Annotated in this window: 11 protein-coding genes and 4 tRNA genes; 13 read left to right on the plus strand and 2 right to left on the minus strand. The window is 43.0% G+C overall.

All coding sequences use genetic code 11. The features are described from left to right. Positions 1–164 precede the first annotated feature (164 nt). Positions 165–1,031 carry a LysR family transcriptional regulator gene (locus HRU23_19960; GenBank protein ID NRA56420.1) on the minus strand — a complete coding sequence of 289 codons (867 nt, stop codon included), beginning with the start codon at positions 1,029–1,031 and terminating at the stop codon, positions 165–167. A 100-nt stretch (positions 1,032–1,131) separates the two neighbouring features. Between HRU23_19960 and HRU23_19965 the strand changes: the two genes are divergently transcribed. The 3 genes from HRU23_19965 (at position 1,132) to HRU23_19975 (ending at position 4,591) form a co-directional block, all read left to right on the plus strand. Then, positions 1,132–1,740 carry a LysE family transporter gene (locus HRU23_19965; GenBank protein NRA56421.1) on the plus strand — a complete coding sequence of 203 codons (609 nt, stop codon included), beginning with the start codon at positions 1,132–1,134 and terminating at the stop codon, positions 1,738–1,740. 58 nt (positions 1,741–1,798) lie between these two features. Beyond that, on the plus strand, positions 1,799–2,719 hold the full coding sequence (locus HRU23_19970) for a glyoxylate/hydroxypyruvate reductase A (protein ID NRA56422.1): 921 nt from the start codon (positions 1,799–1,801) through the stop codon (positions 2,717–2,719). A 627-nt stretch (positions 2,720–3,346) separates the two neighbouring features. Beyond that, positions 3,347–4,591 carry a malate dehydrogenase gene (locus HRU23_19975; GenBank protein NRA56423.1) on the plus strand — a complete coding sequence of 415 codons (1,245 nt, stop codon included), beginning with the start codon at positions 3,347–3,349 and terminating at the stop codon, positions 4,589–4,591. Between the two features lie 147 nt (positions 4,592–4,738). Here the strand turns inward: HRU23_19975 and metJ are convergent, their stop codons facing one another. After that, positions 4,739–5,068 (minus strand): met regulon transcriptional regulator MetJ, encoded by a 330-nt coding sequence (gene metJ, locus HRU23_19980; GenBank protein ID NRA56424.1) that lies wholly within the window; start codon positions 5,066–5,068, stop codon positions 4,739–4,741. Positions 5,069–5,272: 204 nt separating this feature from the next. On the opposite strand from metJ, the gene metB reads away from it, so the two are divergent. From metB to HRU23_20030, 10 genes are all read left to right on the plus strand, one after another. Continuing rightward, entirely contained in the window at positions 5,273–6,436 is a 1,164-nt protein-coding gene (gene metB / locus HRU23_19985; GenBank protein ID NRA56425.1) for a cystathionine gamma-synthase, read from the plus strand. A gap of 38 nt (positions 6,437–6,474) precedes the next feature. Then, positions 6,475–8,859, plus strand: coding sequence for a bifunctional aspartate kinase/homoserine dehydrogenase II (gene metL / locus HRU23_19990; GenBank protein ID NRA56426.1), 2,385 nt, complete (start codon positions 6,475–6,477; stop codon positions 8,857–8,859). 154 nt (positions 8,860–9,013) lie between these two features. After that, complete coding sequence (gene murB, locus HRU23_19995) at positions 9,014–10,045, plus strand: UDP-N-acetylmuramate dehydrogenase (GenBank protein ID NRA56427.1); 1,032 nt, start codon at positions 9,014–9,016, stop codon at positions 10,043–10,045. Positions 10,046–10,055: 10 nt separating this feature from the next. Beyond that, complete coding sequence (gene birA / locus HRU23_20000; GenBank protein ID NRA56428.1) at positions 10,056–11,042, plus strand: bifunctional biotin--[acetyl-CoA-carboxylase] ligase/biotin operon repressor BirA; 987 nt, start codon at positions 10,056–10,058, stop codon at positions 11,040–11,042. Continuing rightward, positions 11,039–11,776, plus strand: a complete 738-nt coding sequence (locus tag HRU23_20005) for a type III pantothenate kinase (protein ID NRA56429.1) — start codon at positions 11,039–11,041, stop codon at positions 11,774–11,776. The genes birA and HRU23_20005 overlap by 4 nt, the downstream gene beginning before the upstream one ends. A gap of 119 nt (positions 11,777–11,895) precedes the next feature. Further along, positions 11,896–11,971: transfer RNA gene (locus HRU23_20010), tRNA-Thr, on the plus strand. A gap of 26 nt (positions 11,972–11,997) precedes the next feature. Next, positions 11,998–12,082, plus strand: a tRNA-Tyr gene (locus HRU23_20015). Between the two features lie 107 nt (positions 12,083–12,189). Beyond that, a tRNA-Gly gene (locus HRU23_20020) sits at positions 12,190–12,263 on the plus strand. 928 nt (positions 12,264–13,191) lie between these two features. Beyond that, positions 13,192–13,267: transfer RNA gene (locus tag HRU23_20025), tRNA-Thr, on the plus strand. A gap of 193 nt (positions 13,268–13,460) precedes the next feature. Continuing rightward, positions 13,461–13,831 (plus strand): 50S ribosome-binding GTPase (locus tag HRU23_20030; protein NRA56430.1); only part of this gene is annotated, 371 nt, incomplete at its 3' end.

The raw sequence follows: 13,831 nt of genomic DNA on the forward strand, positions 1-13,831 counted from the left end.
TGTGAAATAGTTTGAGTCATATACGCTCCCTTTACATAAGCCGCATTAGATCACAAAATTAACGGAATTGGTATAAGAATATTATCAACTCCCAATCGTTAGATTGCTTCAATCATTAATTTGGAGGGTAATCCCCCCAAATAAAATAACCAGCGGCTAATTTCCTATAGCGCAGTAGGTTGGCATGTAGCCATCTGTATTTTTAACCAATTTATAAAACTTAATTCACTTTGGCTCATTTCGGTATTTGGCCGAATAATACTGTAATTGTTACCAGACAAGCTAAAACCGAATGGTGCTACCAAGCGACCACTTTTAATGTCATCAGCCACTAAAGGATATGACCCGATTGCTGCCCCGAGACCGTCAATTGTTGCCTGTAAACAAAAATAAAAATGACCAAATGTCTGATGTTTATTTGAATCAGAAATTAACAGCTTGGCCTCACTTTCCCATAACGACCATGCATTGGATCGAGTTTCACTGTGAAGAAATACTATCTGTTCTAAATCATTTTTGATCTTCTGCCAGTACTGAGGTGAAAACACCGGCCCGACCCATTCTTGAACTAATGGCTCGGCGATATAGTTTGGGTTGATGATGAAATCATCACGGCGTATTGCCATTGATATCCCAGTATTTTCGAATGATATGTCACCGCCGGCTGTCGATAGTCGAACATCGACTTTTGATATCTGATAATAATCTGCGAGGCGTGGCATTAGCCATCGCATGGTTAAGGTTGGCTCACAAGACACTTCGATATGATTTGGAACCGTCTTTAAACTAGTGATCCCATCACTTAAGGCGGTAAAGGCGCTATCAGTATATTGCGTTAATAGCTTTCCTTGTGGAGTCAGCGCCACATTTCTACCCTTTTTATAAAATAAGGATACGCAGAGGTACTGTTCCAACGTTTTTATTTGTTTACTCACCGCGCCATGCGTGATGCTCAGCTCTTGAGCCGCTTTACTATAACTCGATGACTTCGCTGCAACATGGAATATATGGAATGCTTTGAGGTGTCTCATTGGTGAATATAACTCACATGTAGTAGTGATTTACTTTCGATTATAACTTGGTTAAATCTAGATACAATAAGCAATAATTACTTATTTAATGGGAAATATTATGGAATTTATTAGCTTAGGAATCTTAGGGTTGTTAATTGTGATCAGCCCCGGGGCCGACTTTGTGTTAGTTTTTAAAAATAGTTTGAGCCAAGGGCGCAAAGCTGGGGTTTTGACCGCGATAGGTATTGCTAGTGGTGTTTGCATCCATGTTGGTTATTCAATTATTGGTATTGGTCACTTTATTTCACAAAATGATTTACTGTTTAATTTGGTTAAGTATGGCGGCGCCGCGTATTTGATATATTTAGGGCTATCAGGGATCTTGCAAGCTAAATTTGATTTAACCAAAGAGTCACTAAAAAATCCAAATGTAACCAGTGGTAACTATTTCGTGCAGGGTTTTCTTTGTAATTTATTAAACCCGAAAACAATGCTGTTCTTTTTGAGTATATTTAGCCAGCTTGTTACTAGCGAAAATAGTGGCTCATTTATTATTTCGTATGGGCTGTATATGGTTTTATTACATGGTTTATGGTTTTTTTTGGTCGCAATGCTGGTTACATCGGATTACCTGCTGAAATATTTACAGCGTTTTAGTCAGCAAATTAATAGAGCTTGCGGTGCTGGCTTGATCGTTTTTGGCACATTACTCTCTTTTAGTAGCTAGTTGTTTTTGACCGGTAAGTGTAAGATTAAATTAATCATTGATAAGAGATCTGCTGAGAATGACCCTATTAGTTGTGGTGCCAGACCGTAATAATGAAAAATTAATCGCTAAACTTGAGCTGTTATTGCCTCAAGTCGATATTGTTGAGTGGCGAAATGGTCTGGACTGTGGTGATGTCGAATTTGTATTGGCCTGGAATCCGCCCGAGACGATTTGGGCTTCATTACCAAATTTAAAAGTTATAGCCTCTTATGGCGCCGGTGTTGACTCTTTAATCAAGCAGCGAAATTTACCCGCGGTTGCAGTTACCCGAATTGTTGATCCAAATTTAGCACAAAGTATGGCTGAGTATGTTTTACATGCGATTGGCTATTTTAAATTAAGGTTTAATCAATACGTAATAAATAAGTCTTCACAATACTGGAAATCACGGCGCGCCCATGCGGCTAAACGTGTGGGTATTTTGGGACTGGGTGAACTAGGTTTAGCGGTGGCTGCGCGATTAACTATTAATAATTATGAAGTTAGTGGCTGGAGTCGTTCGCAAAAAACAATCGATAATATTGAAACTTATAGTGGAACCAAAGGGTTAGATCAGATGTTGGTTTCGCTAGATTATTTAGTGTGCTTGTTGCCACTGACTTCAGACACTCAGGGGATTTTGGACGCTAAGTTATTTAATCAGTTACCTAAGGGAGCGGTAGTTATCAATGTCGCGCGCGGTGATCATTTAAATGAAGCAGACTTAATCACCGCGCTAAATACTGAGCAATTAAGTGGCGCGGCTCTCGATGTCTTTAGCACTGAGCCATTAGCACCGAATAATCCATTATGGCAACAGGCTAACGTGCTACTGACGCCACATGTTTCTGCGGTAACCAATGTTGATACGGCCTGTGGTCAAATAGCAGATAACTATTTAAGACTTAAACAGGGTGTGGCGCTTAAGCATGTGATTGATCGAAAGCTTGGTTATTGATAGCCAGCATACGTAACTGTTATCCCAGATATGCCTCATAACGGTGAATTTTTGGCTTGTCTGGTGATAACAATAAGTGGAAGGTGTGAGCAATAATAATCGGTAATCATGTCTCTTTATTGATGAGTTATAAGAAAAGTTAGTGGGTCATTGAGCAATATTACCCGCAATATACATTTGGCTGTTATTTGTTCTTTATGTGGTCTTTAATTGAACCGTTTGATTTGTAATTTCTATATGTAATCTTACCTGAGTTATTTCTTTTTTATCTAACTAAGCCGTTGCTCAATCTTGGTAGATCCCTTATTGTTATTAACATTAATACCGTATCATTATCTGTCTTATACGCTCTTGTTTGGTTAAATTACTGGGTGTTGTTTTAACAGATAGTTGCGGTTGTTGCACTAATGTTGCGGTTATCTGCTTGCGTTATCGCATTGAATTTTATTTAAAATAATAGCTTTGGTCAGACCAGAATGTTTAATTACTTTTTTGCTTGAAAAAGCTGGCTGACGAGGTATTTTGTAGCTCAAATTTACAGTAATTTTTAAGTGAAATTTTTCATTTAGACTAATGTTACTGCACTCTTGAATTCATTAACTGTTTGATCTGGGAAACTGCAATAGAATGGCTGATTTACGTCAACAAGCGCTTGATTATCATGCGTTACCAACTCCGGGTAAAATTAGCGTTGAGCTAACTAAGCCTGCGGAAACCGCTGAAGATTTATCTTTGGCTTATAGTCCAGGTGTCGCTGAACCTGTACGTGAAATCGCAAAAGATCCTGAAAATGCTTATAAATATACCGCCAAAGGCAACTTGGTTGCGGTAATAACCAACGGTACTGCGATTCTTGGTTTGGGTAATTTAGGCCCATTAGCTTCAAAGCCAGTAATGGAAGGTAAATCTCTGCTCTTTAAACGCTTTGCTAATATTGATTCAATTGATATTGAAGTGAAACACCGTACGGTTGAAGAGTTTGTCGATACGGTAGCTAACATCGCTGATACCTTCGGTGGCATTAACCTTGAAGATATCAAAGCGCCAGAATGTTTTGCAATTGAAAAAGCGTTAAAAGAACGTTGTTCAATTCCGGTTTTTCACGACGACCAGCATGGCACGGCTATTGTTACAGCTGCAGCGATGCTTAACGCGTTAGATATCCAAGGCAAAACGATTGAAAATTCAACCATTGTCTGTATGGGCGCTGGTGCAGCCGCTATTTCATGCATGGAGCTGTTGATCTCGTGTGGCGCAATGCGCGAAAAGATTTATATGCTGGATCGTAAAGGTGTTATTCACGCCAGTCGTGAAGATTTAAACGAATACAAACGTCGTTTTGCTAATAATACTGATAAACGTACGCTTGACGATGTCATTAATGGCGCTGATATTTTTGTTGGCGTTTCTGGTCCCAACGTCATTGAGCCTGAACAGATTAAGCTAATGGCAAAAAATCCTATTATTTTTGCCTGTTCTAACCCTGATCCAGAAATTAAACCAGAACTTGCACATGGTGCACGTAAAGATTTGATAATGGCCACTGGGCGTTCAGATTATCCAAACCAGGTTAATAACGTTTTATGTTTCCCTTTCATTTTCCGTGGTGCTCTAGATGTTCGTGCTTCAACCATTAACGAAGAAATGAAAGTTGCGGCGGTTCATGCCATCCGTAAAATTGCTAAAGAAGAAGTGCCAAAAGAAGTGTTAAAAGCGAGTGGTGTTAAAAAGCTAACTTTTGGTAAGGAATACATTATTCCAAAACCTATGGATCCACGTTTGCTAACACGGGTCTCTAAAGCCGTAGCGCAAGCGGCAATCGACTCTGGTGTGTCTCGCATTGATATGCCAGCGCGTTATATGGAAGATTAAACTCTCTAATTTAGTTTACTCATAAGGTGTATCAGTTTACTGGTGCACCTTTTTTATTGGGTGACAGGCAGGAACGATAGAGGCAATAAAAAGCCACCTGCTAGGGTGGCTTTTTATCATACCAATTGGTATCTGATAAAATTTACGTTAAGTTTCATCGTCTGTTTTATGCTTGTTTAACTCGGTACCAAGTTCTGCCATTAACTCAAGCGCTCTTGCGGGAATACGATCCGGCTGGCTTTTCGTTAAGTCCTCATCTTCAGGCAGGGGCTGTCCCGTGTAGGCATGTAAAAATGCTTCACATAACAACTCGCTGTTAGTGGCGTGGCGTAAGTTATTAACTTGGCGGCGCGTACGCTCATCCGTTAATATTTTTAATAACTTAAGCGGAACGGATACGGTCACTTTTTTGACCTGTTCATTCTTTTTGCCATGTTCGGCATAGGGACTGATATACTCACCATTCCAGATTGTCATGAATTTACCTTAAATTTTGAAGGGCTATTTTGAAAAACACTGCAGATTTTAAAGGCTATGCAGCAACAGTCAAATAACTTATGAAAATATTATCTATATAGACGTCTAAACATCTTGACGTCTCTAAATTGATCATCTAAATTGGCCATCTAGACATCTTTATAACTTAGCTGATCAAACAGTACAAGGGTTGTTGGTATTATTATGAAAAAATTTAACGCAGAAACGATTGCCGTCCGAGGTGGTATCGACACCGATACTCAGCATGGCGCGGTCGTTCCGCCGATATATTTGTCGAGCAATTATACGTTTAAAGGCTTTAATCAGCCACGCGAATATGACTATGCGCGTCGTGGAAACCCTACTCGTAGCCAATTAGCGCAAACATTAGCTGATCTGGAAGGCGGAGCATTCGGAGTCATGACTTGTACTGGTTTGGCGGCAATAACGACAGTTATCCAGCTACTAACCCCAGAAGACACCTTGGTTATTCCACACGACTGTTATGGCGGCAGCTATCGAATGTTCGATCATTTGGCCCGCCGTGGTTTGTTTAAGTTGATAGTGGTTGATCAAAATGATCAAAGCGCGCTGACGAAGGCTATTGCGACTCAACCAAAAATGTTATGGATTGAAACGCCGAGCAACCCATTACTGCGCTTAGTTGATATTAAACAGTTAGCAGCCCAAGCTAAAGCCGTTGGTGCGTTAGTGGTGGTTGATAACACCTTTCTTACGCCGATGTTACAGCAACCATTAGCATTAGGCGCTGACATCGTAATTCATTCGTGTACCAAATACATTAATGGCCATAGCGATGTTGTTGCTGGCGCTATTATCACTAAAGATCACCAACTGGGTGTTGATCTGGATTGGTGGGCGAACTGTATTGGGGTCACCGGAGGTGCATTCGACAGTTATTTGGCCATGCGTGGTTTACGCACGTTAGCGGTTAGAATGCGTCAGCATCAGGAAAGCGCAGCGACGATTGTTGCGTTCTTAAATAGTCACCCAGCAGTGAGTCATGTTTATTACCCTGGCTTGGTTGATCACCCGCACCATGAGCTGGCTAAAAAGCAACAATCTGGTTTTGGCGCAATGCTTAGTTTTGAACTGGTTGGTGGTATTGAACAAGTTGAGACTCTCATTAATGAAGTGTCTTTGTTTTGTTTGGCCGAGAGCTTGGGCGGAGTTGAGAGCTTAATCGCTCATCCGGCGACGATGACTCATGCCGGTATGGAACCTGCGGCACAAATTGAGGCCGGTATTGGCCAAAGCTTATTCCGTTTGTCGGTTGGGCTCGAGTCAGTTGAAGATTTAATCGCAGACTTGTCAGGCAGCTTAGATAGCGTATTGGCTAGCATATAAATTAGTTGGGTCACCGACCAAATGGATAGGATATTTTGATGACAGCAGCAGCACCACAACAATCATTGGCGTTACATAAATTTGGCGGCAGTAGTTTAGCCGATCCGCAATGTTATTTACGGGTTGCAAATTTATTGCTGACCCATAGTAATCCTGCCGATTTAGTCGTGGTGTCTGCGGCCGGAAAAACCACCAACAAGCTGATTAAGTTACATGAATTTGCTCGTTCTGGTAAAGACTATCAGGTGCTGTTGCTGCAGTTAGCTCAATATCAACGCCGTTTGATCGAACAGTTGTTACAACAGCCAGCCGCGGTACTTGAGCTGTTTAATGTAGAGCTCGCTCACTTGGAGCACCAGCTGGCAGAAGCTGGTGATAATGCCAGTGCAACGGTTGCTTGCGGTGAGGTTTGGTCATCTCGATTGCTGGCAGCGTTACTTAATCAATTAGGTCGCGCGAGTATCGCATTAGATGCGCGTGACTTCTTAGTCGGCCGAGGACAAGTTACGCCTATTATCGACGAAGCACTGTCGACAGCAAACTTATTAACATTGAACCTGCCAACGCAGGGACAGCAACGAGTTATCACCGGTTTTATTTGCAGCGATGGCCGTGGTGAAACGTTATTGCTTGGTCGTAACGGCAGCGATTACAGCGCCACCTTAATTGCTAAGTTAGCTGGCGCTAATGAAGTTAATATTTGGACTGATGTCGCGGGGGTTTTTAGCGCTGATCCCAATTTAATTCATGAAGCACGCCTGATTGAGCAATTAAGTCTCGCTGAGGCTGAAGAGTTGGCCCGCATTGGCAACCCTGTGCTGCATCGCCGAACCTTGCAACCGCTGGCCAAAGATAAAATTGCACTACGGGTACGCAGTAGTTTTGATCCTGATTCTGCCTTCACCGAAATTGGTAAGCGACTGGGACATGTCGGCGATTGTATTATCAATGGCATGACAGAGGTTGAGTTGTATCTATTGCCTGATAATGCGTTATCACAACAGTTGGTTGCAGCGCTGCCCGAGCAAGGGTTTTTTCCTTTAGTGACGAGCCGCCATGGTCACGATATTTTATTGGGCCTGAGTTTAGAAGCGGCACCTGCCTTTGAGGCGCTGCTTGCTCAAGACCAAAACATTGAGTGGGCTAAGCACAGCGACTGCGGCTTAATTTCGTTGCTTGATGCTGGTGTTTCTTGGTATCGAAAACTCTTTAATAAACTCTTCAATAAAGAGTCGGCATGGCCGATTGTTTTGTCGGATAACGGCTTAAGCCTTAGCGCGATTGTACCGTCAAAGCGGGTTAGTTTATTGACGTATATGTTGCACCATCGCATTTATAGCCCCAGCAAACGCATTGGCGTGGTTTTGTTGGGGGCTGGCAATATTGGTCGCTGTTGGTTGGAATTGTTCAAGCAGCAGCAATCGGTATTGGCGCTGCGTTTTAATGTCAAATTACCCTTGGTGGCGGTGGTTGGTTCGAGCAAAGCGTTAATTGACTTCTCGGGCATTAACCCGGCGAGCTGGGCTGAGCAATATCAACAGCGCAGTCAGGCTTTGGGTAAAGATGGTCTGCTTAGCGCGCTAGCCGATCATGGCCTAGATGAATTGATTATGCTTGATATTACGGCCGATCAAACGCTGTCAGACAGCTACAGTGATATTTTATCGAATAGCTATCACTTAATAAGCGCTAATAAGTTGGCAGGTTCGAGTGAAAGTCGCTATTACAACCAGATCAAAGCAAACGCACTAAGTAATAACTGTAAATGGTTGTATAACGCGAGTGTTGGTGCAGGCTTGCCAGTGCTGCATGCGATTAACGATTTACGTCAAAGTGGTGATCAGATCCAGTCGATTAGTGGGGTATTCTCTGGCACGTTAAGTTGGTTGTTTGAGCATTATGACGACAGTGAAGCTTTTTCTAGCTTGTTATTGCGGGCGCGAGACCTTGGCATTACTGAACCCGATCCTCGCGATGATTTGTCGGGTAAAGACAAGCAACGCAAACTGTTAATTTTGGCCCGAGAAGCAGGCTTTGAACTTGAATTGGCCGATATCGAATTGCGATCTATGGTGCCAGAACAATTAGCGGCAGTGAGTTTAAATGAGTTTATTAGCCGCGCGTCAGAGCTTGATCCTATTTTGTCATCTTTATATCAAACGGCCAAAGCGAATGACTGCGTGATCCGCTATGTCGCTAAACTTGAAGTGGTGCAAGGTAAAGTGCAGGCGAGCGTTGGATTAGAGCAGCTAAGTAACGAGCACCCTTGTGCAACCTTAACGCCTTCTGACAATATTTTTGTGATGACCAGTCAATGGTACCAAGCGAATCCATTAATTATTCGCGGCCCCGGTGCTGGTCGTGAAGTGACGGCTGCGGCCGTTCAGTCAGACTTATTTAATTTGGTTAAAGCAATCGCCTAACGACTAGGTTAATTTAAATAGATAAGAGCAGCCACCTCTAACGATAAGTGGCTTCTTGTTCCAAGCTGCATAAGCAAGTGACTTGGGTATATATGGTTATACTGACCAAATTGCTTTAAACTTCTGGTTCATTTTAAGCCAGTTGATCTACCCGATGCCTCAATCTCTCACTCATTTAAATTCATTACAGCTTGTTGCCAGTTGCGAGCAGCTGGTTGGCATTAGCAGGGCCGAGCAGTTAACACAATTGTTGCCGCTATCTAAGGTCTTGGTGTTGGGCGGTGGTTCAAACATGTTATTTAGCCAGCACTATAACGGCACTGTATTACACAACCAAATCATGGGTTGTCAATTCTCGCAAGATGCCGATTATCATTACATCAGTGTTGGCGGTGGCGAAAATTGGCATCAATTGGTGATTAAGTGCTGCGAGCAAGACATTGGTGGTTTTGAAAACCTTGCGCTTATTCCAGGCACGGTCGGAGCTGCGCCAATTCAAAACATCGGCGCTTACGGAGTTGAGTTAGCTAAGCTTTGCGTTGGACTTGATGCCTATTCATTGTCTAGCGGGGCTAAATCATATTTTAGCAATGAACAATGCCAGTTTGCTTACCGCGATAGCATGCTAAAACGCAGTCGTGATTATTTTATTAGTCGGGTGTATTTTAAAGTGGCCAAGCAATGGCAGCCACAACTGAGCTACGGTGAACTTAAAGCATGGGCAGCCAACCAGGCTGAGCCAATTACTCCACTTGATGTCGCTCGTCAGGTTATTGCTGTGCGTCAGGCGAAACTGCCCGATCCTGCAGTATTACCTAACGCTGGTAGCTTCTTCAAAAATCCGGTGGTGGCTAAGTCGAACGCTGCTAAAATACTGACTAAATTCCCTAATTGCCCGATTTATCCGGCAGGGGATCAAGTTAAGCTGGCGGCAGGCTGGTTGATTGATCAGCTGGGACTTAAGGGATTTGCGATTGGTGGTGCCGCAGTGCATCAGCATCAAGCCTTAGTTCTGATTAATCAAGAGCAGGCGAGTGCGGCTGAGTTAATTAAACTAGCCGCTTATGTGCAACAGCAAGTTGCCACTAAATTTGGGGTTACACTTGAGCCAGAAGTGAATTTTATTGCGGCAGCTGGTTATAGCAGCTTAGACCATGAATTTAGTAATCTAGCATCTCAACATTAGCAGGCACTCAATGTTTAATTATTCTACCTTACAAATTTTAAAAACCTTGGCCAGCGGCGACTTTTGTTCTGGCGAGTCATTGGGCCAGCAGCTGGGCATTAGCCGCTCGGCGATAGCAAAGCATATTAGCGCGTTGCAACAGCTCGATCTTGATATCTATAGCGTGACCGGTAAAGGTTATCGCTTGGCCAAGCCGATAGTTTTGCTTGATCAAGTAGAGATTGAGCGCCACCTTTGCCGTGCTAATCTGCCCCAGGTGAGTGTGGAGACAGTTGTCACCTCAACCAATGAGCTGATCAAGCGTCAAATACATAGCGGTGCGCTCGCGGATCAAGTATCGGGCAGTGTCATTTTTGCTGAAGCACAAACGGCTGGTCGTGGTCGCCGTGGTCGTAATTGGGCTTCCCCCTTGGGCGCGAGTCTGTATCTGTCGATGCATTGGCGATTTGAGCAAGGCATTAATGCCACGATGGGACTGAGTTTGGCGGTTGGCATTGCGATTGCTGAAGCATTAACACAATTAGGCGTTGACGATCTTGGGCTGAAATGGCCTAACGATATCTATTATCAGGGGCGTAAACTCGCGGGCATCTTAATTGAGCTGGAAGGACAAGGGGCCGAAAGCTGTGACATCGTGATTGGAACGGGCATTAATGTCTCGTTGCCACCACAAGTCCGGGCTAAAATCGATCAACCTTACAGTGATTTGGCCCAAACGGGCATAACGCTCGATCGAAACAAAATTGCAGCCACTATCTTGACCCATCTGTGGCTGGTACTAGAGCAGTTCGAATTGACTGGCTTTGCTGGCCTAGTGGATCGGTGGGCGGTCTATGACTGTTTTAGTGGTGATGCGGTTGAGCTTATCATTGGTCAGCGTCGTATTGCGGGCATTGCAACTGGGGTCGATGCTCAAGGCGGCATCGTGTTGGATATAGAAGGTGAATCACAAACCTTCTTCGGTGGCGAAATCTCGTTGAGAAAACAAACTAAATGAAACTACTTATAGAAATTGGTAACAGCAAATTAAAAGCAGCGCAGTTAATAGATGAAAACCAAGGCCAGCGACTTAATTATCTTGGCAGCTTTATAGTCAAAGATTTTTGTCACCGCCCGCACCTTAATAAGGTCGGTACGGTTGATGAAGTACTTTATGCCAATGTCGGCGGGCAGCAAAATTATCACCATGTCAAAGCACTGGCCGAAAAGCTAGGGGTGCGTTACCGCCAAATATCAAGCCCCGCGGCAGCCTTTGGTGTCACTAATAGTTATGAAAACCCACAAAAGCTGGGTATTGATCGTTGGTTGGCGATGTTAGCTGCTTTTAAGGATGCTAATGCGCCAGTGGTGGTGATTGATATCGGCACTGCGATGACCGTTGATTTAATCGATGGTACAGGTTTGCATCTCGGCGGTTGGATTAGCCCTGGCTTTCGCTTGATGAACTTGGCGTTGACGGAGCATACAGCGTTAGTGCGCAGTGGCGGTCATCACGGTGACGAACTACAGTTTGGTCAGCACACTAAAGCCTGTGTTCAAAACGGATGTCGTGCTGCGCTAGCTGGAACTGTGCTTTATGCCATCCACAAAGCCAAAGCTCAATTTGAGCTGGAACAGCCCGTGGTTTATTTAACGGGAGGTGGGATTAATCATTTACCGCCCGAGATACGAAAAATGGGAATTAATCGGCCTCATTTGGTGTTAGAGGGCTTGATTCTGTACGCAAAATAGCCGCACTGTTGGTATTTTATTCGTTCTAGTGCTTTTTATTAAAAAAAAGCATATTTTATGAAAAAAAGGATTGCATAACGCCGAGTGAATCTCTAGTATACGCACCACTGAAACGGAACGCCGACATAGCTCAGTTGGTAGAGCAACTGACTTGTAATCAGTAGGTCCCGAGTTCGACTCTTGGTGTCGGCACCATCGGTTTCAGAGTAGTATTAAAATGTGGAGGGGTTCCCGAGTGGCCAAAGGGATCAGACTGTAAATCTGACGGCTCAGCCTTCGGTGGTTCGAATCCACCTCCCTCCACCATTTTAACTACTAACAGCAATAGATTAAAGCTTTATAAGTTTACATACTTTTAAACGTTCTAGCTGGTAACTTTTAGGCCAGAACAGCTCAAATAAAAGTGCCAAAAAGCAGGCGTCGTATAGTGGTAATACCTTAGCCTTCCAAGCTAAAGCTGCGAGTTCGATTCTCGCCGCCTGCTCCAATTTTTAAAACTCCATCCTAAAGTTGTATCTTATAGAAAATTCTTGTTAAAATTCTTGTTAAAATCCCGTTGAAATTTCAAAATTAAAGTATGACATAGTCGTATATTTACTTCCTTGCATATAGCTAATCCCTAATTTATTTGATGATTAATTATCGAACCCTCGACAGCCAATTTCAGACACAAGCATTTAAATCAACAATAAGGTTTACCGCGTACTACTCGCACCCCTTATACGTGTTGTAGGCCGCTGCTGTTTAGGATCTGATGACAGTCTCAGAATACACGCTGGTGGTCGCTCTATAATCCCTGTTGCAGTGCTTGCTTTTTCCGTGCGCGAATATAACCATTGATCCATTGCGTGGGTATTATTAGGTCGAAATACCTAGCGAACGAGGGCTGTGCACAACTCTCTGTTCTATGCATTAAGACCGAACAAAATCCGATCATATACCAATTGCATTTAACAATTGACCACTTGTGCTAGTTTAAATCAACAATAACTGCGTACCTCTCAATCCCAATAGCTAGCTATTGGTCATTCGAGCGCCTTGTTCTTGCAAATTTCCCCTGCGCACAACAAGATCATATCTTTAATGCAATTGGTATTATTGATAGATTATATCCCTCTGAAAAATTATTGAGTATTGGTGTGATTTCACCAATAACGGTAGATGAAATTAGATTTATCTTTTTTCACAAAAAAAAGCTTGCGGCTCAAAAAAAACTTCGGTATTATGCGCCTCGTTCGACAGTGACGTCGTGGGTGTTCACCTAATTTAAAAGGACTTAGTGTTATTAGAACATCGGATTAGAGATAATTTAAGATGTGTATAAGATTAGGGTGAATATAGAGAGCAGGGTAGTAAAAGTATCTCATCGAGATATCCACTTTTACAATCCCACAAGTCGCTCCAAAAATAGTGTTGCTGATATGGCTCAGTTGGTAGAGCGCATCCTTGGTAAGGATGAGGTCCGCAGTTCGAATCTGCGTATCAGCACCATCTTTTTATCTTTTTCTTTATTTACTCCTCTTTTTAATATCTTATTCCAAATAAATTCTCCTAATATGAACAAATGATCCAATTAAAATACGCTGTAATTAGTTATTTTTTTATATTGGTATTATAATTCGAAAACCTAAAACACAAGTGGTTCGATTACCACCTGTATTAACATCTGGAATGAGGCTATATCATGTCTAAAGAAAAATTTGAACGTAATAAACCACACGTCAACGTTGGTACTATCGGCCACGTCGATCACGGTAAGACAACTCTTACTGCGGCAATTACTAAAGTTTTAGCTGAAACTTACGGCGGCGACGTTAAAGCATTCGATCAAATCGATAATGCGCCTGAAGAAAAAGCACGTGGCATAACTATCTCTACTTCACACGTAGAATATGATACTCCTGCACGTCACTACGCACACGTAGATTGTCCTGGTCACGCCGATTATGTTAAAAACATGATCACTGGTGCTGCTCAAATGGACGGCGCGATCCTAGTTGTTGCTGCAACTGACGGCCCTATGCCACAAACTCGTGAGCACATCTTGCTTTCACG

It is taken from the genome of Gammaproteobacteria bacterium (assembly GCA_013214945.1).
GTDB lineage: Bacteria > Pseudomonadota > Gammaproteobacteria > Enterobacterales > Psychrobiaceae > Psychrobium.

Bases quoted from the DNA above. Each gene is read 5' to 3' on its own strand.
- metB (NRA56425.1), top strand. From the start codon at position 5,273: ATGAAAAAATTTAACGCAGAAACGATTGCCGTCCGAGGTGGTATCGAC.
- birA (NRA56428.1), top strand. From the start codon at position 10,056: ATGTTTAATTATTCTACCTTACAAATTTTAAAAACCTTGGCCAGCGGC.
- murB (NRA56427.1), top strand. From the start codon at position 9,014: ATGCCTCAATCTCTCACTCATTTAAATTCATTACAGCTTGTTGCCAGT.
- metL (NRA56426.1), top strand. From the start codon at position 6,475: ATGACAGCAGCAGCACCACAACAATCATTGGCGTTACATAAATTTGGC.
- HRU23_19970 (NRA56422.1), top strand. From the start codon at position 1,799: ATGACCCTATTAGTTGTGGTGCCAGACCGTAATAATGAAAAATTAATC.
- HRU23_19960 (NRA56420.1), bottom strand. From the start codon at position 1,031: ATGAGACACCTCAAAGCATTCCATATATTCCATGTTGCAGCGAAGTCA.
- metJ (NRA56424.1), bottom strand. From the start codon at position 5,068: ATGACAATCTGGAATGGTGAGTATATCAGTCCCTATGCCGAACATGGC.
- HRU23_19975 (NRA56423.1), top strand. From the start codon at position 3,347: ATGGCTGATTTACGTCAACAAGCGCTTGATTATCATGCGTTACCAACT.
- HRU23_20005 (NRA56429.1), top strand. From the start codon at position 11,039: ATGAAACTACTTATAGAAATTGGTAACAGCAAATTAAAAGCAGCGCAG.
- HRU23_19965 (NRA56421.1), top strand. From the start codon at position 1,132: ATGGAATTTATTAGCTTAGGAATCTTAGGGTTGTTAATTGTGATCAGC.